The sequence below is a fragment of the Mycolicibacterium sp. SMGY-1XX genome (assembly GCF_059132455.1).
This window is the reverse complement of record NZ_CP101139.1, coordinates 5,008,246-5,032,055: the sequence shown is the minus strand read 5'-3', so window position 1 is coordinate 5,032,055 and position 23,810 is coordinate 5,008,246. Positions and strand designations below refer to the sequence as shown.

The window sequence follows — 23,810 nt, the reverse complement described above, 5'->3', positions numbered from 1 at the left end:
TCACGAAAAGAAGCGGCCTGTGACCGGGGGTAGGTCCTTGAGCGTGACGATGCCCGGCTTGGCGGCGACGACGGCGGGCACCGCGTTGGTCACCGGCATCGCGGTGTAGATCATCCCCAGGCCCATGAAACCTGGTTCGCTCCAGCCCTTAGGTGGCAGGCAGTGCAGGACCGTACGCATGTTCGGCACCCCGAAGACCTGGATGACGTGACCGTGCTCCAGCGGTTTGGGCGGGGTGACGTGCTCGCCCATGGTCCAGTTGAACCCGACGCTGACCACATTGCGCTCGCCGACCCACCCACGGTGATAGCCGTACACCGACCCGACCGTGCCGGCCGGGATCTTCATGAACCCCAGATCCGTATCACCGGTGGCGGCGGTGAACTGCACGTCGAAGGTCATCCGGTCCAGCTCGGCTCCGATCGCGTCGGCCATCATGGCTGCCGACTCGGCGAACACCTCACTTTCCCGGCGCACACTCTCGGCCAGGTCCGGGGTGTCGGGGTCCTGGCCGAAACCCATGGCCGACTGGGTGCCCGCCGACTCGTAGGTGGAGCAGTCCACCGATTCCGTGATGCGGATCTCGTCGACGCGCTCGCAGGAACCCGACAGCACCATCCCCACCATGTTCGTCATACCCGGGTGGGCGCCGTTACCGAAAATGGTCGATTTGCCTGTCTCGCACGCAGTCAGAATGCGGTCGAGGTCGGCGGGCGTCTGTTTTCCGCCGGTGATCCACGCCGCGCTGGTGCACACGTTGACCCCGTTCTCCAGCAGGGCCACCAACTCGTCGATGCTGGGCCACAGCGGGTTGTAGCAGCACGCGTCGGCGCCCAGAGCCAGCAGCGCGTCGATGTCGTTGGTGGCCAGCACACCCGTGGGCTCGGGCCAGCCGGCCAGGTCGGCGGCGTCGCGGCCCACTTTCTCCTCGCCATGGGCGTACACGCCGGCCAACTCCATGTCGGGGCGGCCGATGATCGCATGCAGCGACCGTCGGCCGATGTTCCCGGTGGTCCACTGGATCACTCGCAGCGGGCGTCGGCTTGGCGTGGCGTTCATCGGCACTCCCGGTAGTAGACAGTTCTGAGAGTATGTACTCACCTGCCACCGGGCCGGGCCGTAACCGCGGACGAGACTCATCCACAGTCCGCCGCCCATCCACAGGAGGCCCGGGTGCACCGCCGCGACCACGCCGATCGGTCCGCCACCGGTCCTAGCGTCGGGCACATGCCGACTGAACTCGCCACCGACAGACTGCACCGCCGCCTCGGTGAGGGCCCCGACGCACCCGGTGCGGAGGCCCCTGCCGCCGACGACCCCCATGACCTGGTGCCGCGCTGGCTGCCCGACGCCAACGGCAACCGCCCAGGGTGGTGGGAAACGGTGCGCGCGGACCCCGGTCGCGCCGGCGCGCTCGCGCTCGGTGCGGTGGCCGCGGTGGCGGTGCTGATCACCGTGTTCACGCTCATCCGCGACGAGCCGGCACCGGTGTCGTCGGCGAATCTGCCTGCGGTGGAGATGGTGTCGTCGGCCAGTCCGCGGCCGGAGCAGGCGCCGCAGTCGGAGCAACCGGTGGTGGTCAGTGTGGTGGGTCTGGTGCACAAACCCGGTCTGGTCACCCTGGCGGCGGGCGCGCGCGTCGCCGATGCGCTCGACGCTGCCGGAGGTGTCACCGACGGGGCCGACACCATCGGTCTCAACATGGCCAGGCGTGTCGCCGACGGTGAACAGGTGATCGTCGGCATCGCACCGGTGCCCGGGCAGCGTGCCGCGCTGGCCAGTTCGGTGGCCCCCGGTGCGGCTGGGGCCGCCGCGCCGGGCGAGACACCGGCGGCCGCGGAGGCTGCGACGGCGGCGACGGCACCGGTCGACCTCAACACGGCCACCGCCGAGCAGTTGGACACGCTGCCCGGCATCGGACCGGTCACCGCCGCGGCCATCGTCGCCTGGCGCGACGAGCACGGATCCTTCGGCAGCGTCGAGCAACTCAGCGAAGTCGACGGTATCGGGCCGGCCCGGCTGGACAAGCTGCGAGACCTCGTGCAGGTGTGAGCGCCGCGGAACCGGCCCGCTACGACCTGCGGTTGGTGCCCGCCGCGGTGACCGCCTGGGCCGTCACCGCGGCAGCCATCCTCTGGCAGGCCGGTGTGCTGCTCACCGTGGGCTGCGCGGCGGTGGCCGCAGGGTGCATGCTCACGCGCCGGCGCACCGGGTTGCGCGCCGTGACAACGGTGGTGCTGGCTGCCGCCGCGGTGGGCATCGGATTCGGTACTGCTGTCACGTTGCGCGACAACGCGATCCGCGACAGTCCCGTGGTGCAGAGTATCGGCCGCGAGGCCGACGTCACGGTGCTGGTCACCGAGAGTCCGCGGTCGCTCGGCAGCGGGCGGCTGCTGATCCGGGCCGACCTGCGGTTGCTCGCGGACCGCGAAACACGGGGCAGGGTGCTCGTTTTCGCCTCGGCGCACCGATTCGGCGCGGTCACCGCCGGGCAGTCGATCCGGTTCCGGACACACATCGGACCGCCGACCCGACGCGACCTGACCGTTGCGGTCCTGACCGCCTCGGGTCGCCCTACCATCGGTGAGGCCACCGCGGTGCAGCGTGGCGCCCAGTACCTGCGGACCCGCCTCGCCGAGCTGGCCCGCACCGTCCTACCCGCAGATCAGGCGGCTTTGCTGCCGGCGCTGGTGCTCGGCGACACCTCCACGTTGCCGCCGTCGACCGTCAGTGACTTCCGGGCCGCCGGCCTGACACACCTGACGGCGGTGTCGGGCGCCAACGTCACCATCGTCTGCGGCGCGGTCCTGCTGTGTGCGGCGATCGTGGGCCCACGCATCGCGGTGGCACTGGCGGCGGTGGTGTTGGTCGCCTTCGTGGTGGTGGTGCAGCCGACGCCCAGCGTGCTGCGGGCCGCCGTGATGGGCGCCATCACGCTGCTGGCCATCGTGTCGGCGCGGCGCAGGCAAGCCATCCCGGCGTTGTCGGCCACCGTCATCGGCTTGCTCGCGGTGGCTCCGCACCTGGCCGTCGACGTCGGCTTCGCGCTGTCGGTGGCGGCGACGGCGGCTCTGGTGGTCCTGGCGCCGGCCTGGTCGCGCCGCCTGGTGGCCCGCGGCTGGCCGAAACCCCTGGCCGACGCGGTGTGTGTGGCGCTGGCGGCGCACCTGGTCACCGCGCCGCTGATCGCCGGGGTGTCCGGCAATCTCAGCGTGATCGGTGTCGTGGCCAACGTGCTCGTGGCTCCCGTGATCGCGCCGATCACCGTTCTGGGTACCGCCGCCGCGGCCATGTGTGCGGTGCTACCTGCCGGTGCGGCACTGCTGATCCGGTTCACCGGGCCGGAGTTGTGGTGGTTGCTGCTGGTGGCGCAGACGGCGGCCGACGTGCCGAACGCGGCGGTTCCGGTGCCCTCCGGGGTCGGTGGGGCCGTGGGTTTGGCGGCGGCCTCCCTCGCGGCAGCGCTGCTGTGGCGCCGGCGGGTGTTCCGGCTCGTGGCGGCCGGGGCGCTGGTGTGCCTGCTCGCATGGATGGCGTCGGGCTGCCTCACCGGCCACGTTGCCGTGGTGTCGGCAGGTCGTGACACCATCATCGGGTGAGCCAACAGGTCCAAGGACTGCATCTGATCCTGGGCGAGGAAGAGCTGCTCGTCGAGCGTGCTGTCATGTCGGTCCTCAGCCAGGCACGTGACCTCGCCGGCACCCGCGACGTACCGGTGGACCGGTTGCGCGCCGGTGAGGTGAGCACCAGTGAGCTCGCCGAGTTGCTCAGTCCGTCGCTGTTCGCCGAAGAGCGAGTAGTAGTCCTGGAGTCGGCGGCCGAAGCCGGCAAAGATGCCGCGGCCATGATCGCCGACGCGGCGGCCGAGCTGCCCGAGGGCACCATGCTGGTGGTGGTGCACACCGGCGGTGGGCGGGCCAAGGCGCTGGCGGGCCAGCTGAAGGACCTCGGGGCACAGGTGCACCCCTGCCCGAAGATCACCAAGGCCAGTGAGCGCGCCGATTTCGTCCGCGCCGAGTTCCGTTCGCTGCGGATCAAGGTCAACGACGACACGGTCACCGCTCTCATCGATGCCGTCGGATTCGATGTGCGGGAACTGGCATCTGCCTGTTCACAACTGGTCGCAGACACCGACGGGCGTGTCGACGCTGCTGCCGTACGGCGGTACCACAGTGGCAAAGCCGAGGTGAAAGGCTTTGACATCGCCGACAAGGCGGTGGTCGGCGACGTGGAGGGCGCGGCCGAAGCGTTGCGGTGGGCGATGATGAGCGGCGAACCGCGGGTGGTGCTGGCCGATGCCCTGGCCGAAGCGGTGCACACCATCGCCAGGATCGCGCCGCTGTCGGGCGACCCGTACCGCCTTGCGTCGGAGGTGGGATTGCCCCCGTGGCGGGTGCAGAAGGCGCAGAAGCAGTCCCGCCGGTGGTCCCGCGACGGTGTCGCGACAGCTATCCGGGTGGTCGCCGCGCTCAACGCTGATGTCAAGGGCGCGGCGGCCGACGCCGATTATGCGCTGGAGACAGCGGTGCGGCAGGTCGCCGAGATCGCGGCGGCCGGGCGCCATTGATGTCGTGACCCGCTAACCGCGCAACGGCTTGAAGTCATACTGCCAGCAAGTATTTGGTGGTCTAACAGTTCCAGTTGCTCGTTTGAGCGAATAAACTCCGCTGAGTGGGGAGCGGCTCGCCGCTGGTCGGGCGAACTGAAGAAATTGCCGAGATCTCGAGGGCGATAGCCGGATCGGGTGGACTCGTGCTGGCCGGCGCGGCGGGCGTGGGTAAGACCCGGTTGGCCCGCGAGGCGCTGGCGGTCGCCCGCCGAAGCGGACGACCCACCCGATGGGCAGTGGCCACCGGCTCGTCGAACACCGTGCCGCTGGGGGCTTTTGCCGAATTCGCCAGTAGCTTCGGTCGGGACCCGGTGCGGTGGGTCCAGGACGTGATCGATGCCTTGACCGCGGGATCCGCCCCGATGGCCACCGTGGTCGGCGTGGACGATGCGCATCTGCTCGACGATCTGTCCGCGCTGGTGGTCTACCAATTGGTGCGGCGCCGACTGGCCGCCGTGGTGCTCACGGTGCGCACCGGGCTCGGCGCCACCACCGCCGAAGCCATCACGTCGCTGTGGAAAGACGAATCGCTCGTCCGTATCGACCTGCAGCCGTTGTCGGCAGACGAGACCGCGGTGCTGGTGGCCGCCGCCCTCGGCGGTGACGTCGAACCGGCAAGCGCACAACGGTTTTGGCGCTACACCCGCGGCAACGTCCTCTACCTGCGGCAGCTCATCGCCGATGAGTTCGCCTCGGGCCGTGTCACGCAGCGGTCAGGTTTGTGGGTGTGGGACGGGCATCCCAGTTTCTCGCCGTCACTGCTGGAACTCATCGAAGCCAATATCGGCAGGCAGGAGCAGGCGGTCGTCGACGTGCTCGATCTGCTGGCGGTCGCCGAGTCGCTGGAGCTCGGCGTCCTGGAGCGGTTGGTGCCCACCGGGGTAATCGAAGCCGCCGAAGCCAGGGGAGTGATCTGCGTGGACACCGGCGGCGGCTCGGCGACGGTCCGGCCGTCGCACCCGATTTTCGGTGAGGCCCGTCGGTCCCGGCTCGGCACCGTCAGGTTGCGGTCGCTGCGAGGCCGGGTGGCGGTGGCGCTCGGTGAGCGCGGCGAAGCCTCACCGCAGCACAGCGTTCGGCGCGCTGTGCTGATGCTGGGGTCGGATCAGGCGCCCGATCCCGCGGTGTTGGTCGAGGCCGCCCAGGCGGCGATGTCGCTGCTGAATCCTGTTCTGGCAGTGAGTCTCACCGAAAGCGCGGTCCGTCACGGCGGTGGCCGGGCGGCGCAGCTGGCCTACGGGACGGCGTTGGCGTCGCTGCTGAGAATCGACAGTGCTGAGCAGGTGTTACGCCACCTTGCAGACACCTCGACCGACGCCGAAGAACTGACCCGGGTGGCGGTGGTGCGGGCCGCAGGACTGGCCTGGAGTGCCGGTCAAGCCGGCGCTGCGGCCCGGGTGCTCGCCGACGCCGAAACTCACGCCACCGACGCCGGCTTGATGGATTCAATTCTGGCTCTGCGGGTTTCGGTGCACGCAGGTAGCGGTCAGCCGCACCGGGCCGTCGCGGTGGCCGATCGGCTGAACCTCGATGCACTCGACGCGGCGGGCCGGATGCTGTTGGCCTGGGGATTGTCGGCTGCCCTGGGCGAGGCCGGCCGGCTGGACCGGCTGGCTTCGGCGGCTGCCGACGGATACGCCGTGGCCCGCACCGCAGCCGAAGCGTCACATCTGCGGTTCGGTTTGGGCATCCTGCACGTCCATAGCCTCAATCTGGCGGGCTGCATCCCCGAGGCCATGGAGATCGCCGAAGGTCTGCGGCGGGAGTCGCATGACGCCGATTCGGTTCGGCCCATGACGGCGACGGTGATGGGGCAGGCGGCACTGCACGCCGGGGAGCTCGGACAAGCGCAGCGGTATCTGCGGGAGGCCGCGTCGTCGGGAGTCGACGCGGGTGGCGGCCTGGGCGCATTGCTGGGGGTGTGCCTGGCCCGCGCGCTGGCGATGACCGGCGCCCGCGACGACGCGCAGGCTGCGCTGGCGAAAGTGCCTGCCTTCCAGGACTTTGCGTTGTGGGAGGCGGAACGCCTGCTGACCGCCGCGTGGGTGCACGCGGTCAGCGGTGTGGTGAGCAAGGCCGCAGCGGTGGCACGGGAGTCGGCGCGTGGACTGTCCGGTCAAGGCCGGTACGGCGCGGAGGTGCTGGCCCTGCAGTACGCGACCCAGTTCGGCGACAGGACCGCCGCCGCGCGTCTGGCCGAATTGACCAGACTGGTTCAGGGTCCCCGGGTGATCACTGCCGCATTGCATGCCCGCGGTCTGCGCGACCGCGACGCCGACGCCCTGCTGGAGGCGGCGCGCCGTTACGAAGAATTCGGGGATCGGGTCGCCGCCGCCGACGCGGCCGCACAAGCCGCGGTGGCGCTGCGGGAAAAGGGACTGGCGGGATCTGCGATGACGGCGGCCGCGGTGGCGCGGCGTCTCGCCGACGCGTGTGGTTCGGTGACGCCGGCCGTGCGGGCGGCCGCGATGCCGAACCCGTTCACCCAGCGACAGCGGGAAATCATCGCCTTGGCGGCCGCCGGCCTGACCAACCGGCAGATCGCCGCCCGGTTGGTGATGTCGGTTCGCACGGTCGAGGGGCATCTGTTCCGGGCGTCGCAACGCGCCGGCGTGAGTACCCGCGACGAACTGATCGCGCTGTTGGAAGGGCGACTGGACCCCAGGCCGGCAGCGCAGCGCGCGACGGGGTGACGCGACCGTCGTAGGTATGGGTAGTGGGGTAGTGGGCTACCCCTGGCGCTCGATGCGTGGACGCGCATCGTGAAAGAGTGACTGACGATCGTCGACGCCGAGACGACGCACTGGATCGGCTTCCGTTGCCGTATTCGACGGCGCTGCGGTTACGCGACGCCGGAATCGATCCGGAGTTGATCGCCGAGTGTGTGGGCGTCGAACAAGAATCGCTGCCGGCGCTGATCAGGATCGCTGAGGCGAAACTGGCCGCGGCCGGCTACCCGGGCTGAGGCCCGCGGGCTCAGAGCTTGTTGAGCGCGAGCGCCAGAGCCGACTTCTTGTTGGCGGCCTGGTTCTTGTGGATGACGCCCTTGCTGGCAGCCTTGTCGAGCTGACGGCTGGTCTTGACCAGCAGTTCGCCGGCCTTTTCCTTGTCGCCTGCGTCGACGGCTTCCCGGAACCCGCGGACAGCCGTGCGAAGCGAGGACTTCACCGACTGGTTGCGCAGTCGGGCGCGCTCGTTGGTACGGATGCGCTTTTCCTGCGACTTGATGTTGGCCACGCGTGAGTTCCTTCGTACTTTCTGAGCTGATGGTTCTGGCTACCCGGTACGGGCGCCAGCGCGCCCGGCGGCGGGCAGCGACTGTTCAGGCTACCAGCGGGCAGCCGATCTCCCAAAGTCGAGTGTACTAACCTGCCGAAACGCCGATCCTGGTGCAGCATGTGACAGGTGAGTCTTCGAACCTTGCCCAGCGAGACCGGTCGCCAGTCGCGCGCGAGCGCGCAGGCGGCGAAAAAGCACCAGCAGATCTTCGATGGCTACAACAAACGCGGGTCCTACGACCAGGCCTTCGACGAGATGTTCGACGCGCAGGGCAACGTTCGCGGACCGTACAAAGGCATCTACGCCGAGCTGGCGCCCTCCGACGCCTCCGAGCTCGCCGCCCGCTCCGAGGCCCTCGGCCGTGCCTTCATCGACCAGGGCATCACCTTCTCGCTGTCCGGGCAGGAGCGGCCCTTCCCTCTGGACCTGGTGCCGAGAGTGATCTCCGCCGCCGAGTGGTCGCGGCTGGAGAAGGGGATCACCCAGCGGGTCAAGGCGCTGGAGATGTACCTCGACGACATCTACGGCGACCAGGAGATCTTGCGTGACGGGGTGATCCCGCGTCGGCTCATCACCTCGTGTGAGCACTTCCACCGGGAAGCGGCGGGCATCGTCCCGCCCAACGGGGTGCGCATCCACGTCGCCGGTATCGACCTGGTGCGCGACGCCCAGGGCACCTTCCGGGTGCTGGAGGACAACCTGCGCTCACCGTCGGGTGTCTCCTACGTGATGGAGAACCGCCGCACCATGGCGCGGGTGTTCCCCAACCTGTTCGCCAGCCACCGGGTGCGGGCGGTGGGTGACTACTCCTCGCATCTGCTGCGCGCGCTGCGCAATGCCGCGGCCACCAACGAGGCCGACCCGACCGTGGTGGTGCTGACCCCGGGGGTCTACAACTCGGCGTACTTCGAGCATTCGCTGCTGGCGCGGCAGATGGGCGTCGAACTCGTCGAGGGCCGCGACCTGTTCTGCCGCGACAACACCGTCTACATGCGCACCACCGAGGGCGAGCGCCAGGTCGACGTCATCTACCGGCGTATCGACGACGATTTCCTGGACCCGATGCACTTCCGGCCCGACTCGGTGCTGGGTGTCGCCGGCGTGCTCAACGCCGCCCGCGCCGGCAACGTCGTGATCTCCAGCGCCGTCGGCAACGGGGTCGGTGACGACAAGCTGGTGTACACCTACGTGCCGACCATCGTGGAGTACTACCTGGGTGAGAAGCCGCTCCTGGCCAACGTCGACACGTTCCGCTGCTGGCTCGACGACGAACGTGAAGAGGTCCTCGACCGGATCGACGAGCTGGTCATCAAGCCGGTGGAGGGCTCCGGCGGCTACGGCATCGTCTTCGGTCCGGACGCCTCCGAGAAGGAGTTGGCGGCGATCTCGAAGAAGGTTCGCGCCGACCCGCGCGGCTGGATCGCCCAGCCGGTGGTCCAGCTCTCGACGGTGCCGACGCAGATCGACGACAAGCTGGCACCCCGGCATGTCGACCTTCGTCCGTTCGCCGTCAACGACGGAAACAACGTCTGGGTGCTGCCCGGGGGACTGACCAGGGTCGCGCTGCCCGACGGCTCACTGGTGGTGAACTCCAGTCAGGGCGGCGGCTCGAAGGACACCTGGGTGCTGGCGTCGCGGACCTCGGTGGCCGACCGGGAACTCGGCGCCGCCGAGGTGGTGCGCGCGCTGCCCAAGGCGCCGAAATCTGCTCCCGAGCGCAACGGTGACAGCAGCAGTTCCACCCAGCAGCAGCAACAGCAGCAGGCCGGGGTGACCCGCCAGTCCCCAGGCCAGCAGGGGCAGCAACAGCAACAACAACAGCAGCAGCAGGCGGTGATGTACTGATGTTGGCACGCAACGCCGAATCGCTGTACTGGATCGGCCGTTACGTCGAGCGGGCCGATGACACCGCCCGGATCCTCGACGTCACGGTGCACCAGTTGCTCGAAGATTCCAGTGTCGACCCTGACCACGCCTCGCGGGTGTTGCTGCGGGTGCTGGGCATGAAACCTCCGGAGGAAGCACTCGACGTCTGGTCGCTGACCGACCTGGTGGCGTTCAGCCGGGACACCGACGGCGGCTGCTCCATTGTCGAATCGATCTCGGCGGCGCGCGAAAACGCCCGTGGCGCGCGGGAAGTCACCTCCACGGAGATGTGGGAGTGCCTCAACACCACCTACAACGCGCTCGGGGAGCGCGAACGTGCCGCCAAGAGACTCGGCCCGCATGAATTCCTCGGTTATGTCGAGAACCGCGCCGCGATGTTCGCCGGGCTGGCCGACTCGACCCTGTCGCGTGACGACGGCTACCGGTTCATGGTGCTGGGCCGCGCGATCGAGCGGGTCGACATGACCGTGCGTATGCTGCTGGCCCGGGTCGGTGACAGTGCGTCCTCGCCGGCGTGGGTGACGGTGCTGCGCTCGGCCGGCGCGCACGACACCTACCTGCGTACCTACCGAGGGGTGCTCGACGCGGGACGCGTCGTCGAATTCATGCTTCTGGACCGGCTTTTCCCGCGCTCGGTGTTCTACTCGCTGCGGGTGGCCGAGCACAGCCTCGACGAGTTGCTCAACCGCCCGCACAACCGGCTGGGAGCCACCGCCGAGGCCCAGCGGCTGCTCGGCCGGGCGCGCAGCGAGTTGGAGTTCCTGCGGCCGGGCCTGCTGCTGGAATCCTTGGAGCAGCGGTTGGCCAATCTGCAGAAGACCTGCTTCGACGTCGGAGAAGCGTTGGCGCTGCAGTACTTCCATTCCGCGCCGTGGGTCGCATGGACCGACGCGGGACGCAACGGTTCGTTGGCAATAGAGGTAGGCGAGATCGACTGATGAGCGCCTGGTCGAAGAGGGGAGTTTAAATGTGGCGGATGCGGGTGGTGCACGCGACGGGGTACGCCTACAAGTCGCCGGTCACCGCGTCGTTCAATGAGGCCCGGCTGACTCCGCGATCGGATTCGCGACAGAACGTCATCCTCAACCGGGTGGAGACGGTTCCGGCCACCAGGTCCTACCGGTATGTCGACTACTTCGGCACCGCTGTGACGGCGTTCGATCTGCATGCGCCGCACACCGAGTTGGAGGTCACCGCATCGTCGGTGGTCGAGACCGACAAGTCCGAACCGCCCGAAACCGAGGTGAGTTGGGACGACCTGGCCTCCGAAGCCGTCATCGACCGGTTCGACGAATACCTGACTCCCACGCACTACACCCCGGCGAGCAAGCGTATCGAGCGTGTCGGCAGGCGGATCGCGAAGTACCACGAGCCCACCGAAGCGGTCATCGAGGCCGCGCGGTGGGTGCAGGGGGAGCTGAAGTATGTACCGGGAACCACCGGCGTGCATTCATCGGGGCTCGATGCGCTGCGTGAGGGCAAGGGGGTGTGCCAGGACTTTGCCCACCTGACTCTGATTCTGTTGCGTGGCATGGGAATTCCGGCCCGATACGTATCCGGGTATCTGCACCCCAAACCGAAGGCCAAGGTGGGTGACACCATCGACGGCCAGAGCCACGCGTGGCTGCAGGCCTGGACCGGCGGCTGGTGGAACTACGACCCCACCAACGATGCCCACATCAATGAGCAGTACATCAGTGTCGGTGTCGGCCGCGACTATGCCGACGTGACGCCATTGAAGGGCATCTACTCCGGCGAAGGGTCCACCGATCTCGATGTCATCGTGGAAATCACCCGGCTCGCGTAGCCTTACTGCACCCTCATTGCCCGGGCGCCGAATTTTGAAATAAACTAGAAGATTTCGCGTCGGCGCCTCAACAGTGTTACCGTTGGGGGCCGCTGTGATTGGTGCAGCGACTTTGATGAGAGAAGTAAGTAAATGGCACAGGGAACTGTGAAATGGTTCAACGGCGAAAAGGGCTTCGGCTTCATCGCTCCCGACGGCGGCGCGCCTGACGTCTTCGTCCACTACTCCGAGATCCGCGGTAATGGGTTCCGGACGCTGGAGGAGAATGCGCGCGTCGAATTCGAGGTCGAGCAGGGAGCCAAGGGTCCTCAGGCAGTGGGAGTCACCGCAGTCTGATCGACCGGACATTCAGGAGGCTGGTGCGGCACTGCCGCACCAGCCTTTTGTGTTTGGTGCCCACGGTCAGGGTGTCTGATTGCCCTGAGGCACAACGATATCCGCGCTCTGTGCGGGGGGACTCCAGGAGTATTTCGCGCCTTCGATCCGCGCGTGTTCGAGCACGTGGTTCGCGATCTCGAGCAGCTTGGTGTCGGCTGGAACGACGCTGACCGGTTTCTCGGCGGCCCGGCGCAGCACCAGCAGCCCGAGCGGCGGAGACGTCATGTGCGGAACGACAAGCAGTCTCACACAGGCGGTGCGTCCTGCTATCAGCATCACGCGCGGGGGCCGGGCTACCTTGTCCGCCGTCGCCGGCGTGGGTCTGACGAGAGTTTCGAAATCGCGCGGGCCTTCGGTGACCGACCAGTTGATCTCGATTTCGACGATCTCGCCGATCAAGTGCTGCAGCTTCTCGATGAGCTGCGGCAGCTCCGTGGCCACCGACGCGGTATGAGGCCACCACGCGCCGTCGATGCCATTGCCCGGGCGACCCGCGAGAGAGAGTCTGACCGGCCTCGCCAAGCGACGGGAGCCGGTCAATCCAGTCAGGGTGCCCGCGTATCGGACGATGCGTCGTGCCGAGTGTGATCCGAGAAGACGGGCGCCTGCACTCGTTCTTGCGAAGTGGGGCTGTGCTGCGTCTCGGCCTGCTCGGGGTGCGAGAACAGGTCAGATGAATCCATGGAATGTGTCCTTCGAAGCGTTGGGGAAGTGACTGTGGCCGATCCGGAACCGGCGAGCGCGCGGACTCGATACGCCGCGTCTACACAGTGCCACCGCCTGATCCCAGCGTACGCCGTCGCCTCGGCGCCCCGGCGGTCACCCGCGGGTGTGTCCTTCGATCTGCACGGTGTGTAGATCATCACCCAGCTCGATCCGCCCGTCGAACTCCGTCGCCGCCAGGTCCCGCCACTGCTGCTCCTGCCCGGGAACCAGGGCGGGCACGTAGTGGGTCAGAATCAAGGTGCCCACCCCGGCGCGCGCCGCCGTGGCGGCGGCCTGCTCCACCGATGAGTGGTAGTCCACGATGTCCCTGATCCGCTGCAGTGGCACCCGGGCCACCAGGTCTCGGCGAATCACCGTGTGTACCAGCGCATCCGCGCCGGCAGTCAGTTCATCGAGTCCCGGGCAGGGCACGGTGTCCCCGGCCAGCACCACCGCGGCGCCGGCGGCGTCCACCCGGAATCCGATGGTCGGCTCGACCGGACGGTGATCGGTGGGACCTGCGGTGATGCGCACACCATCGGCGTCCCACACCACGCCGCCGGTGTACTCCTGGACCTTCAGTGGTGGCGGCGCGGTCAGGTCGGCGTGGTGGGCGATGCGGTAGCCGATGTCGAAACCGAACGCCTTGAGCATGGCCTCGACCACCTCGGCGGTGCCGGGGGGTCCGATGATCGGCAGCGGCGCGGGATCCGGTGTGAATGTGGTGACCCACCGCGTGATGATGACGTCGCCCAACTCCGCGATGTGATCGGAGTGCAGGTGAGTCAGCAGCAGGGCGGTGATCGTATTGGCGCCCAGGCCCGCTGCGGTGAGCCGCTGCAGGACGCCGCGGCCGCAGTCCACCAGGAAGGCCTGCCCGCCGGTGCGGACCAGCGTCGACGGCCCGGCCCGGTGGGCGTCCGGAATGGGCGAACCCGTCCCCAGCAGCGTCACCTCGATCATGGCCCATACCTAACCGCACGGGGCGGGTCGGTGCCGCCGGATTCGCTACTCGCGTCCCGCCGAGATCCAGGACAGATCCCCGAAGCGCTCGCCCGCGACGTGTTGCCCTGCGGCGTCGAGTGCGCGGAGCTGCCCGGGGGAAAGCTGCACCGACAGGGACGCGGCGTTCTCGTCGACGCGGGCCGCCCGGCGGGTACCGGGAATCGGCACCGACGCGATTCCGAGGGCGTCGGCTCGGTAGCGCAACCACGCCAGCGCCACCTGGGCGGCGGTGGCGCCGACCTCCTGTGCCACCGCCGATATCGCGTCGACGACACTGAGGTTGGCTTCGAGCGCGTCACCGGAGAACCGGGGCAGTGCGCCCCGGAAGGCGCCCAAATCGCTTGCAGAGCGCACGGTTCCGGTGAGGAAACCGCGGCCCAGAGGGGAGTACGGAACGAACCCGACGCCGAGTTCGACCGCCGCCGGCACCACGTTGGCCTCGACGTCGCGGCTCCACAGTGACCACTCGCTCTGCACCGCGGCGATCGGATGCACGGCCACGGCGGCGCGCAACTCATCGGCGGTCACCTCCGAAAGGCCGAGGTGGCGAACTTTGCCTGCGGTCACCAATTCGCCCATCGCGCCGACGGTTTCCTCGATGGGCACTGAAAGGTCCCGCCGATGCATGTAGTAGAGATCCACGACATCGGTGCCCAGCCGGCTGAGGCTCTCGTCGATGGCCTGCCGGACGTAGGCGGCGTCGCCGCGGGAACCGCGATCGCCGGTGGCCGGGTTCCCGGTGATGCCGAACTTGGTGGCCAGCACCACCTCGTCGCGGCGTGTCGCGAGCAGCGTCGCGATGAGCCTTTCGTTGTCGCCGCCGCCGTAGACATTTGCGGTGTCGATGAACGTGACGCCGATGTCGAGGCAGTGATTCAAGGTCGCCAGCGAGTCGGCGTCGTCGACCTGTCCGTACACCGGTGTCAGCGCCATCGCGCCGAAGCCCAGCGCACTCACGGTCAGCTGGTCACCGAGCGTCACGGTGTCGATCGTCATGGGTGAGATCCCTTCGTATCGGCGGCAGAGGTACACAAGGCGCAAGTTCGTGCTGCCGTCAACTATTCCGGCGTACAGCGTCTTCACAGTCGCACGTCGGAGGCTTAGCCTGGTGTGACGTATATCACCGACGGGGAGGTGTCCATGCGCATTGCCGACGTGCTGCGGGCCAAAGGGGACACGGTGGCCACCATCACCCCACAAACCTCGGTGGGGGGATTGCTGAACGAGCTCGCGCTGCACAACATCGGGGCCATGGTGGTGGTCTCACCGGAGGGCGTCCTCGGAATCGTTTCCGAGCGCGACATCGTGCGCAAGTTGCACGAAGTGGGTGCCGACCTGCTCCGGCGCCCGGTCTCGGACATCATGACCACCACGGTGGCCACCTGCGCGCCGGGTGATTCCGTCGACAGCCTGAGCGCGTTGATGACCCGCAACCGGGTTCGTCACGTTCCGGTCATGGACGGCGGCCGGCTGGCCGGCATCGTCAGCATCGGGGATGTGGTGAAAACCAGGATGGAAGAACTGGAAGCCGAGCAGGAGCAACTGCAGGCCTACATCACCCAGGGCTGAAACCCGTCGGGATTTCGGCGCGCTGGTAACCGCTGAGCGGTTACCAGCGCGCCCAAATCGCTCAAGACCAGGAGTACTCGGCGCGCAGCCGCGCGGCCACCAGGTCGAAGGTGGCGCGTTCGACGATGGCGCCTTCGCGCCGGATGCCCTCCTCGGGCACGTCGAGCACCCGGTCGAGGCGCACCCAGCTGGGCCGGCCCTCGTGATCCCACGGCCCGGTGCCGATACCGATCCAGTCCGGATCGTCGGAGTGGTAGTGCTGGCTGGACAGCATCAGGCCGAGCAGGGTCTGCCGGTCCCGTCCGACCACGAGCACCGGCCGGTCTTTGCCGCGGGACGGGTCGTCCTCGAACACCACCCAGGTCCACACGATCTCGCCCGGGTCGGCGCGACCGTCGAGATCCGGGGAGTAGACGATCTTGCGGGCCCGGGCAGCGGTGGGCACCACGTTGTTGGTGACGGGGCGGCCGGCGGGGATGGCTGCCCGCTTCTCCGCGGCCCGCTGTTCTGCGGCGTTGGCTGCGAGCACCTCGATGCCGACCTTGAGGCCGTGCGCCAGGCCCCGCTGCAGCCCCTGCTGGATGTTGCGTTGAACCGACTGCGGGTTCTGCAGCTGCTTGATGATTTTCGGTGCCTCGTTGAACACCACATTCTCGGCGGCTCTGAGAACCTGCTGGAACGACCTCCACTGTGTCGCCATGACAAGCAGCATAGGTGAGGTTCCTTGCCACGATTGGGTCGTGACGGCCGCCTCTCGATACTCTGGACACGCCTAACCGGGCGTTTTGAGGGCAAGCACGACCCAGTATGTAGGAGATTCCCATCAGCAGTTTCGCCGACAAGACCTTCACCGCCCCGGCGCAGATCCGCAACTTCAGCATCATCGCCCACATCGACCACGGGAAATCGACGCTGGCGGACCGGATGCTGCAGCTCACGGGTGTCGTCGACGAGCGCTCGATGCGTGCCCAGTACCTGGACCGGATGGACATCGAGCGTGAGCGCGGTATCACCATCAAGGCGCAGAACGTGCGGCTGCCGTGGACGGTCTCAGACGACGAGGGGGCGACGCCCTACGTCCTGCACCTGATCGACACCCCCGGCCACGTCGACTTCACCTATGAGGTGTCGCGCGCACTGGAAGCCTGCGAGGGCGCGGTGCTGCTGGTCGACGCCGCCCAGGGGATCGAGGCGCAGACCCTGGCCAACCTGTACCTGGCCCTGGATCGTGACCTCACGATCATCCCGGTGCTCAACAAGATCGACCTGCCGGCCGCTGACCCGGACCGCTACGCCGGGGAGATCGCGCACATCATCGGCTGCGAACCCAGCGACGTCCTGCGGGTGTCCGGCAAGACCGGCGAAGGTGTCGCCGAGTTGCTCGACGCGGTGGTGCGGCAGGTGCCCGCCCCGCAGGGTGATCCCGACGCCCCGGCGCGGGCCATGATCTTCGACTCCGTGTACGACATCTACCGCGGCGTGGTCACCTACGTGCGTGTGGTCGACGGCAAGATCGTCCCGCGCGAGCGCATCAAGATGATGTCCACCGGCGCTCACCACGAGCTGCTCGAGGTCGGCATCGTCTCACCCGAACCCAAAGCCACCGCGGGGCTCGGCGTCGGCGAGGTGGGTTACCTCATCACCGGTGTGAAGGACGTCCGGCAGTCGAAGGTCGGCGACACCGTGACCACGGCCCGCCACGGCGCCACCGAAGCGCTCACGGGTTACCGCGAGCCGAAGCCGATGGTCTACTCGGGTCTGTATCCCGTCGACGGCTCCGACTACCCGAACCTGCGTGAGGCGCTGGACAAGCTGCAGCTCAACGACGCGGCCCTGACCTATGAGCCGGAGACCTCCGTCGCGCTCGGGTTCGGGTTCCGCTGCGGCTTCCTGGGTCTGCTGCACATGGAGATCACCCGCGAGCGCCTCGAGCGGGAGTTCGACCTGGACCTGATCTCCACCTCACCCAACGTCGTCTACCGGGTCGTCGCCGAAGACAACACCGAGCGCATCGTCACCAACCCGTCGGACTGGCCGGAAGGCAAGATCCGCGAGGTGCACGAGCCGGTGGTCAAGACGACGATCATCGCGCCCAGCGAGTTCATCGGCACCATCATGGAGCTGTGCCAGTCGCGCCGCGGTGAGCTCGGCGGTATGGACTACCTGTCTCCGGAGCGGGTGGAGCTGCGCTACACCATGCCGCTGGGCGAGATCATCTTCGACTTCTTCGACTCACTGAAGTCGCGCACCCGCGGCTACGCCAGCCTGGACTACGAGGAGGCCGGCGAGCAGGAAGCCGAGCTGGTCAAGGTCGACATCCTGTTGCAGGGTGAAGCCGTCGACGCGTTCAGTGCCATCGTGCACAAGGACGGTGCGTCCGAGTACGGCAACAAGATGACCACCAAGCTCAAAGAGCTGATCCCGCGGCAGCAGTTCGAGGTGCCGGTGCAGGCGGCCATCGGGTCGAAGATCATTGCCCGTGAGAACATTCGCGCCATCCGCAAGGACGTGCTGTCCAAGTGCTACGGCGGTGACATCACCCGTAAGCGCAAGCTGCTGGAGAAGCAGAAGGAAGGCAAGAAGCGCATGAAGACCATCGGCAGGGTCGACGTGCCGCAAGAGGCCTTCGTCGCCGCGTTGTCCACCGACTCCTCTGCCGACAAGGGCAAGAAGTAGCGATGCGCCGTTCACGGCTGTTGCTGTCACTGATCGCGGCCGCCGTCACGGCCTCCGGTTGCACCAATGTCGTTGCAGGGCAACCGCAGCCAGCCGACGCTGCGGGTCCGGACGGGCCCCGTTCGGGAGACTTGGCATCGACGTTGCTCAGTGCCGAAGAGGTCAACTCGATCATGGGCGCAGAGGACATGGAGGTGGTGGAGTCGGGCGAGACCATGCTCGACCACAGTGCCGAGGTGTCCGACCCCGCCTGTCTGGGCGCGTTGTACAACGCCGAAGAGCTGGTCTACGAGGACAGCGGGTGGACCGACGTCGTCGATGAGGTGCTCACGCAGCGCCAGGACAACGCCGATCAGTGGGTGGAGCAGACCGCGGTTCGGTTTCCCGGCGGCGAGCAGGCCTCGTCGTTCTACGAGACGTCGAAGAGCCAGTGGCAGGAGTGCGTCGACCGGGAAGTCTCGGTGTTCGACGGCGAGTACGTCGTCACCTGGGCCTTCGAGGCGATGACCGTGTCCGACACCATGATCAGCCAATCGGCACGACAGCTCGACAGCGGCGGATGGACCTGTCAGCACGCCATGTCGGCGGTCTCGGATGTCGTGGTGGAAGCCTCCGCGTGCACCATGACCCCCAACGACGAGGCTGTCACCATCGTCGAGGCGCTGGTCAAGAACACCGGCTGAGGCCGGCTTTACAGGTCGACCACCAGCCGGCTGCAGCCCTTGGCTCGGGACACACAGATCAGCATGTTGGTACCGGCGGCCCGCTCCTCATCGGTGTAGAGGTCGTCGCGGTGATCGATTTCGCCTGCGAGCACTGCGGTTTCGCACGTTCCGCAAATCCCCATCTCGCAGGACGACGGGTGGTCCACACCTGCGGCGCGCACCGCTTCGAGCACCGACTGTTCCGGTGGCACCGACAGCACGAGCCCGCTGCGCGCCAGCTCGAGCTCGAACGTTCCGTCCGAGTCGGGGTTGACCGGAGGCGTTGCGGCACTGAACCGTTCGAGATGGAGGTCGGTGCCGCGGCCGGCCCTGTCCATCCGGGCGGCCAGCGCATCCATCAACGGTGCCGGGCCACAACAATAAACGACAGCACCGGCGGAGTCGGTGACGAGGCGGTCGAGGTCGATCCGCCCGTCGCGATCCTCCGGCACCAGGCGAACGGTATCCTCGCCCAGCTCGTCGGTGAAGGCCAGGTGGGCTTCGGACCTGGCGCCGTACACCAACTCCCACTTGATACCGCGCGCAGCCACCTGCCGGATCATCGGCAGTAACGGGGTGATGCCGATGCCGCCGGCGACGAACACGTAGCGGTCGGCGTCGATCAGGGTGAAGTTCGAACGCGGTCCGCTGATGTCGACGAGCTGACCGGCGCGCAGTTCGCGGTGCGCCTCAACCGATCCGCCGCGGCCGTCGGGCAGCGCCAGCACCGCGATGCGGTAGCGCCGCCGATCAGCGGGGTCCCCGCACAGGGAGTACTGCCGCACCGCACCCGAGGGCAGGTACACGTCGATGTGCGCGCCGGGCTCCCACGCCGGAAGATCCGACCCGTCGGGGGACACCAGTTCGAAGGACGTGACGGCCCGGGCTTCCAGCCGGGTGGCCGCGACGCGGACCGTGAGCGGTTCAGGAGCCGGCATCGCCGAGGTCTCTCACGCGGTTCATCAACTCGTTGAACGAGCGCCGGTAGTTGAGGGTGAACATGTCGGCCGGCACCGAGAACTCCTGGTATTCGGCGTCCCAGGGGATCTCGCGAGGCTCGACGTGCTCGACGATCGGGATGTCCTCGAGGTAGACCATCTCCTCGATGCGCAGGCATTCCTGCAGATCGGATCCCTTGAACCCGACTTCGTTGGCGACACCCCAGAAGATCTTGACCTGCTCGTAGGAGACCGGCGACGGGAAGCCGGCGACGACGCGCTTGCCGAGGCGCTCGTAGTGGTAGGTGATGGAGGCGAATCCCGGTGCCGAGCAGCGGTAGCGCATCATGCAGTTACCGTCCTCGGCCCATTCGCCGGTGCCCGCGTTGAGCGGCCGGTCCATCCACACGTCGAGGCCGTCGCGCGAGACCGTCAGCGGCTCCACCACTTCCGGGGTAGGGCCCATCGAGACCTTGTGCACAAACGGGAAGTGCGCGACATCGCGGAAGTTCTCCACTGAGATCCCCACGCCGACAGCGGAATCGATCGGGTCGGCGGCCAGCCACTCCAGATCGACGTCCTGCCATTCCTCGACTTCGTACATGTCGCGAATCGGCGCGTCGAGCACCGTCCAGACGTGGCCGAACCGTTCGACCGCCGGGTAACTGGCGATCGCGGCGCGCGGCGGGATCTTCGACTGGTCGGGTAGCGAGGGTATGCGGCTGCATGCGCCGCCGTCGCTGGCGAATTCCCATCCGTGGTACGGGCAGCCGATCGACGCGGCGTGCACCTCGCCGCGGGACAGGTCGCCACCACGGTGCGGGCAGCGGCGCGACTGCACCGTCACACGACCCTGCCCGTCGCGGTAGACCACCAGCTTGACTCCGAGCAGCGTTGCGCGCTGGGGGGTGTCGAGATCGCTGAGGCGGGCGACGGGGAACCAGGAGCGGCGCATGGCGGCCTCGGCCAGTTCACGTTTGGTGACGGTCGGGGGAGCGGCGGTCAGTGTCATCGGGGCTGTCCTTTTCGGGTGGGTGAGGGTCAGGCGGCGGGGATCAGCGCGCCACCGTTGACGGCCAGCGTCTGGCCGGTGATGAATCCGGCGCCGGCGCCGGCCAGGAAGGCGACGGCGGCGGAGATCTCCGCGGGGTCGGCGAGGCGCCCCAGCGGGACGGCGGCCAGCTCGGCGTCGTAGGCCTCGGCGGGGACCATGCGGGTCAGTACCGCTCCGGGCGCGATGGCGTTCACCAGGATGCGGTGCGGAAGCAGTTCGACGGCAAGGGTTTTCATCAACCCCAGTTGTGCGGCCTTGGCGATCATGTACCCGTAGGAATGCCCGTCGGGCACCTGGCCCCACTGCGAGGAGATGAAGATGACCCGGCCGGCCGGACTGCGTTGCAGCAGGGGGAAGACCGCCCGGGTGATTTCGTAGGGGCCCAGGACGTTGACGTCCAGATAGGGCTGCAGGTCTGCCGCCCGGGTGTCGACCAGGGTCTTCCAGTTGTGCATGATGCCGGCGTTGTGGACCACGATGTCGAGTCCGCCGAACACGTTCTCGGCGGTATCACGAACGCGGGCAGCGGCATCGGGTGCGGTGACGTCGAGTTGCAGGACCTCCACCCGCCGGCCGGTGTCGGACCGGATCTGTGTGGCGACCAGTTCCAGTTCATCGGTATCGAGATCGGCCAGCAGCAGGTCGGCGCCACGGTCGGCCAGGGTGGCGGCGTGAGTGGCCCCCATCCCGCGGGCCGCACCGGTGATGAAGGCGACCCGGCCGCCCAGGGCGGTGTCAGGCAGTGCGTTCACGACACGGTTTCGGCGATGTGCGGCTCGGTGATGTAGAGCATGTTGCCGTCCGGATCGAAGAATGGCCGATAGCGGTACCAGGTTCCGCTGGGATGCTTCCACTCGATGCGCTCGTCGACCCATTCCACCTGACCGTCCAGTTCGGCCTCGGCCGCATCGAGATCGTCGACTTCGAAGGCGATGGAGTCGTAACCGGGCGCGTTGTCCGGGTTGACGGCGGTGCGCCGCGGAGCGTGTTCTCCCACTTCGGATTTGAAGAGATAGAGCGTGACATTGCCCAGGTCGATGGCGGCCCACTCCTCGTCCTTCTCGTACGGCAGGTGAAAGGGCAGGCCGAGCACACCGTGGTAGAACTGCACCAGCGTGTCCACGTCTCGGGTGAGAATGTCCATGTTGTCGATGCGCTTGAGGGTGGGCATTGTCTTCTCCTTGGGTGAGGGTGCCGCGAACGCGGCCTGGGCAGTGCAGGCGCCGCCGGGGTGGACGGCCAGGGTGCCGGCGACGACGTCGAGGGCGACGGTGGCCAACGTCTGGAACTGCGCTGCCGAGGGCAGCGAGGGGTCGGTGTGACAGCAGGTCGCTCCGCCGCCGAGCAGATGTGAGGACATCGCGGCCAGGACGTCGGCCATGTTGATGTCGGCGCGACCCGCCAGCGCACGGCGCAGCATGTCGTAGCGCACCACGGTGTCGGGGCCGTTGCGCAACTCGGTGTCACCCAGGTGTGCGGGAGAGCTCAGAAAGTGGTTGGTGTGTACCAGGAGTCCGCCGGCATCGGGCAGGGCGTAACCCACGCCGCCGGGGTGCAGTTCCACGCTCACCGCGGTGGATTCGACGCCGGCCGCCGAGACCAGGGTCAGGGAGGTCGATGCCGACACCGGCGCCTGCGCGGCCCGGACCAGCGCCTGATTCAGATCGCGGGCCTCGTCGAGGATGGACCGTGACAGAACATGCACCGGCACACCGATTCCCGCGCCGTCGTCGCGGTGGTGCAGGATGTTGAAGTGGATGCCCAGGCCGTGGGTGTTCACGCCGATCTTGCCGACGATGCCGTACTCGGTGACGGTGGTGGTCAACCTGCCGTCGGGGTGCGGGATCTCCCACACCAGCCACAGATCGCTCAGCTCGGCGTACCAGTCCCAGGCTTGCACCGCCAGCGGCGGCTCGCCGGGGCGTACCCGCACCACCGTCGAGCACTCGTGCGGGGCCGTGCCGGTCCTGGTGACCGCCGCCAGGATCTCCGTGCGGGCATTGATGGCCGCTACCGAGGTGGCGGGAAGCTCTGCCCCGTGGGCGATTCCGGCGATCTCCTCGGCCAGCGCGGGTGAGAAGCCGGTGATGCTGTCCAGCGCCAGTGTCCCCAAGTGGGTGAGGTCCACCGCCTCGCCGGCGGCTCTGTCGAACAGCCGCTGATAGGCGGCCACCGTGGCCGCAACCTGGCGGCGGTGCGCAGCGCCGAACTCGACACCCCGCTCGTACGGGGCGGCCACGGTCGAGCGGAAGCTGACCGTCACGGTGTCGCCGTCGGTGTCAGCAGGGGAGCGCAGTGGTGGGCCACTTGGTCCATCCGTGCGAACCACACATCGGAGGTGGCCACCATGTGCTCGAGAACCTGCTCGAACTGGGCGAGGCGGTACGGGCGGCCGATCACTTCCGGGTGCATCGTGAAGCTGGTGTGACGTTGTTCGGCACGGGCGGAGGCGAATTCGGCGATCCAGGTCCGGCGCAACTCCTCGGGATCGCAGACGTTGCCGCCACCGTCGATGTTCCAGCCGAATCGGGGCCAGTCGTCCAGGGACCAATGCACGGGGATCTCCAGGATTTCCAGGTGCTCCCAGCGTTCGATGTAGGGGCGATCGTCCCCCATACAACTGGAGTCGTAGGCGAAGCCGTACTGGACCAGCAGTTCCAGGGTTTCCGGCGTCAGTTCCCATGAGGTGGACCGGTAGCCGCGCGGCGTCGGCACGCCGAGGCGCTGGAAGACCTCGAGCCCGCGTTCGATCTCCTCGGTCTGCGACGCGGGGCTCACCTTGTCGCTGCGCAGGTGCAGGTAGCCGTGGTGGGCGACCTCGTGGCCGGCCTCCAGCAGCCGGTCGACCAGGCCGGGATGGTGTTCGGCGGTGTGGCCGGGGACGAAGAAGGTTGCTGGAATACTGTGGCGGGCAAGCAGATTCAGTATCCGTGGCACACCCCGGACCACCCCGTAGCGACCCTCGGAGAGGATCGTGAGGCGGCGGGCGTACTCCTCGCCCTCGCCGAGCCAGCCGGCTTCGGCATCGACATCGAAGGTCAGGGAGACGGCGGTGTTCTTCCCGTCAGGAAAGGTCGACTGGGTGGGCACTGAGCCTCCTGTGACTGCGCAATGCGCGAATAAATTTGGCTGAATCCACGCAATGCGTGGCAGTTGGCACGGTAGCAGTCGGTCCGGACCGATGCAAGGTGAGACCTAC

23 protein-coding genes are annotated in these 23,810 nt (G+C 67.8%); 12 read left to right on the top strand and 11 right to left on the bottom strand.

The features are described from left to right. A complete protein-coding gene (locus NL241_RS24125) occupies positions 1-1,059 on the bottom strand; it encodes an NAD(P)H-dependent amine dehydrogenase family protein (RefSeq protein WP_487686952.1) in 1,059 nt (352 codons plus the stop codon). A gap of 168 nt (positions 1,060-1,227) precedes the next feature. Here NL241_RS24125 and NL241_RS24120 point away from each other — a divergent pair, with 168 nt between their 5' ends. The 5 genes from NL241_RS24120 to NL241_RS24100 all read left to right on the top strand — a co-directional run bounded on the left by NL241_RS24120 (position 1,228) and on the right by NL241_RS24100 (position 7,574). Further along, entirely contained in the window at positions 1,228-2,052 is an 825-nt protein-coding gene (locus NL241_RS24120; RefSeq protein WP_494395264.1) for a ComEA family DNA-binding protein, read from the top strand. Continuing rightward, positions 2,049-3,599, top strand: coding sequence for a ComEC/Rec2 family competence protein (locus NL241_RS24115; RefSeq protein WP_494395263.1), 1,551 nt, complete (start codon positions 2,049-2,051; stop codon positions 3,597-3,599). The genes NL241_RS24120 and NL241_RS24115 overlap by 4 nt, the downstream gene beginning before the upstream one ends. Beyond that, positions 3,596-4,567 carry a DNA polymerase III subunit delta gene (gene holA, locus NL241_RS24110; RefSeq protein ID WP_494395262.1) on the top strand — a complete coding sequence of 324 codons (972 nt, stop codon included), beginning with the start codon at positions 3,596-3,598 and terminating at the stop codon, positions 4,565-4,567. The genes NL241_RS24115 and holA overlap by 4 nt, the downstream gene beginning before the upstream one ends. Before the next feature lie 104 nt (positions 4,568-4,671). Continuing rightward, positions 4,672-7,302, top strand: a complete 2,631-nt coding sequence (locus tag NL241_RS24105; protein WP_494395261.1) for a LuxR C-terminal-related transcriptional regulator — start codon at positions 4,672-4,674, stop codon at positions 7,300-7,302. 77 nt (positions 7,303-7,379) lie between these two features. Beyond that, positions 7,380-7,574, top strand: a complete 195-nt coding sequence (locus tag NL241_RS24100; RefSeq protein ID WP_487686963.1) for a hypothetical protein — start codon at positions 7,380-7,382, stop codon at positions 7,572-7,574. An 11-nt stretch (positions 7,575-7,585) separates the two neighbouring features. Here NL241_RS24100 and rpsT read toward each other — a convergent pair whose 3' ends face one another. After that, positions 7,586-7,846, bottom strand: coding sequence for a 30S ribosomal protein S20 (gene rpsT / locus NL241_RS24095; RefSeq protein ID WP_487686966.1), 261 nt, complete (start codon positions 7,844-7,846; stop codon positions 7,586-7,588). 297 nt (positions 7,847-8,143) lie between these two features. On the opposite strand from rpsT, the gene NL241_RS24090 reads away from it, so the two are divergent. From NL241_RS24090 to NL241_RS24075, 4 genes are all read left to right on the top strand, one after another. Continuing rightward, positions 8,144-9,733: a circularly permuted type 2 ATP-grasp protein gene (locus tag NL241_RS24090; RefSeq protein ID WP_494398378.1), complete on the top strand. Its 1,590-nt coding sequence runs from the start codon at positions 8,144-8,146 to the stop codon at positions 9,731-9,733. Next, a complete protein-coding gene (locus NL241_RS24085) occupies positions 9,733-10,713 on the top strand; it encodes an alpha-E domain-containing protein (protein WP_487686968.1) in 981 nt (326 codons plus the stop codon). The genes NL241_RS24090 and NL241_RS24085 overlap by 1 nt, the downstream gene beginning before the upstream one ends. 29 nt (positions 10,714-10,742) lie before the next feature. Beyond that, complete coding sequence (locus NL241_RS24080; RefSeq protein ID WP_487686970.1) at positions 10,743-11,582, top strand: transglutaminase family protein; 840 nt, start codon at positions 10,743-10,745, stop codon at positions 11,580-11,582. Positions 11,583-11,714: 132 nt separating this feature from the next. Further along, positions 11,715-11,918 carry a cold-shock protein gene (locus tag NL241_RS24075; protein ID WP_487686973.1) on the top strand — a complete coding sequence of 68 codons (204 nt, stop codon included), beginning with the start codon at positions 11,715-11,717 and terminating at the stop codon, positions 11,916-11,918. A 66-nt stretch (positions 11,919-11,984) separates the two neighbouring features. Here the strand turns inward: NL241_RS24075 and NL241_RS24070 are convergent, their stop codons facing one another. The 3 genes from NL241_RS24070 to NL241_RS24060 form a co-directional block, all read right to left on the bottom strand. Next, positions 11,985-12,482: a DUF5994 family protein gene (locus tag NL241_RS24070; protein WP_494398377.1), complete on the bottom strand. Its 498-nt coding sequence runs from the start codon at positions 12,480-12,482 to the stop codon at positions 11,985-11,987. A 297-nt stretch (positions 12,483-12,779) separates the two neighbouring features. After that, positions 12,780-13,628 (bottom strand): ribonuclease Z, encoded by an 849-nt coding sequence (locus NL241_RS24065; protein WP_494395260.1) that lies wholly within the window; start codon positions 13,626-13,628, stop codon positions 12,780-12,782. Positions 13,629-13,673: 45 nt separating this feature from the next. Then, positions 13,674-14,666: an aldo/keto reductase gene (locus NL241_RS24060; protein WP_494395259.1), complete on the bottom strand. Its 993-nt coding sequence runs from the start codon at positions 14,664-14,666 to the stop codon at positions 13,674-13,676. 144 nt (positions 14,667-14,810) lie between these two features. Here NL241_RS24060 and NL241_RS24055 point away from each other — a divergent pair, with 144 nt between their 5' ends. After that, complete coding sequence (locus NL241_RS24055; protein ID WP_487686981.1) at positions 14,811-15,239, top strand: CBS domain-containing protein; 429 nt, start codon at positions 14,811-14,813, stop codon at positions 15,237-15,239. Between the two features lie 61 nt (positions 15,240-15,300). Here NL241_RS24055 and NL241_RS24050 read toward each other — a convergent pair whose 3' ends face one another. Continuing rightward, complete coding sequence (locus tag NL241_RS24050; RefSeq protein ID WP_487686983.1) at positions 15,301-15,939, bottom strand: type II toxin-antitoxin system PemK/MazF family toxin; 639 nt, start codon at positions 15,937-15,939, stop codon at positions 15,301-15,303. 116 nt (positions 15,940-16,055) lie between these two features. Here NL241_RS24050 and lepA point away from each other — a divergent pair, with 116 nt between their 5' ends. Both lepA and NL241_RS24040 read left to right on the top strand, forming a co-directional pair. Next, complete coding sequence (gene lepA / locus NL241_RS24045; protein WP_487688086.1) at positions 16,056-17,915, top strand: translation elongation factor 4; 1,860 nt, start codon at positions 16,056-16,058, stop codon at positions 17,913-17,915. A 2-nt stretch (positions 17,916-17,917) separates the two neighbouring features. Then, complete coding sequence (locus NL241_RS24040) at positions 17,918-18,598, top strand: sensor domain-containing protein (RefSeq protein WP_487686985.1); 681 nt, start codon at positions 17,918-17,920, stop codon at positions 18,596-18,598. Between the two features lie 8 nt (positions 18,599-18,606). On the opposite strand, the gene NL241_RS24035 is transcribed toward NL241_RS24040, so the two are convergent. The 5 genes from NL241_RS24035 to NL241_RS24015 are packed head-to-tail and all read right to left on the bottom strand — an operon-like array spanning position 18,607 to position 23,701. Beyond that, positions 18,607-19,557, bottom strand: coding sequence for a PDR/VanB family oxidoreductase (locus tag NL241_RS24035; protein WP_494395258.1), 951 nt, complete (start codon positions 19,555-19,557; stop codon positions 18,607-18,609). Further along, entirely contained in the window at positions 19,544-20,569 is a 1,026-nt protein-coding gene (locus tag NL241_RS24030; RefSeq protein ID WP_494395257.1) for a Rieske 2Fe-2S domain-containing protein, read from the bottom strand. Before NL241_RS24030 ends, NL241_RS24035 begins: the two co-directional genes overlap by 14 nt. 29 nt (positions 20,570-20,598) lie before the next feature. Further along, a complete protein-coding gene (locus NL241_RS24025) occupies positions 20,599-21,363 on the bottom strand; it encodes an SDR family NAD(P)-dependent oxidoreductase (RefSeq protein WP_494395256.1) in 765 nt (254 codons plus the stop codon). After that, complete coding sequence (locus NL241_RS24020) at positions 21,360-22,874, bottom strand: C45 family autoproteolytic acyltransferase/hydrolase (protein ID WP_494395255.1); 1,515 nt, start codon at positions 22,872-22,874, stop codon at positions 21,360-21,362. The genes NL241_RS24025 and NL241_RS24020 overlap by 4 nt, the downstream gene beginning before the upstream one ends. Then, positions 22,871-23,701 (bottom strand): polysaccharide deacetylase family protein, encoded by an 831-nt coding sequence (locus tag NL241_RS24015; RefSeq protein WP_494395254.1) that lies wholly within the window; start codon positions 23,699-23,701, stop codon positions 22,871-22,873. Before NL241_RS24015 ends, NL241_RS24020 begins: the two co-directional genes overlap by 4 nt. Positions 23,702-23,810 lie beyond the last annotated feature (109 nt).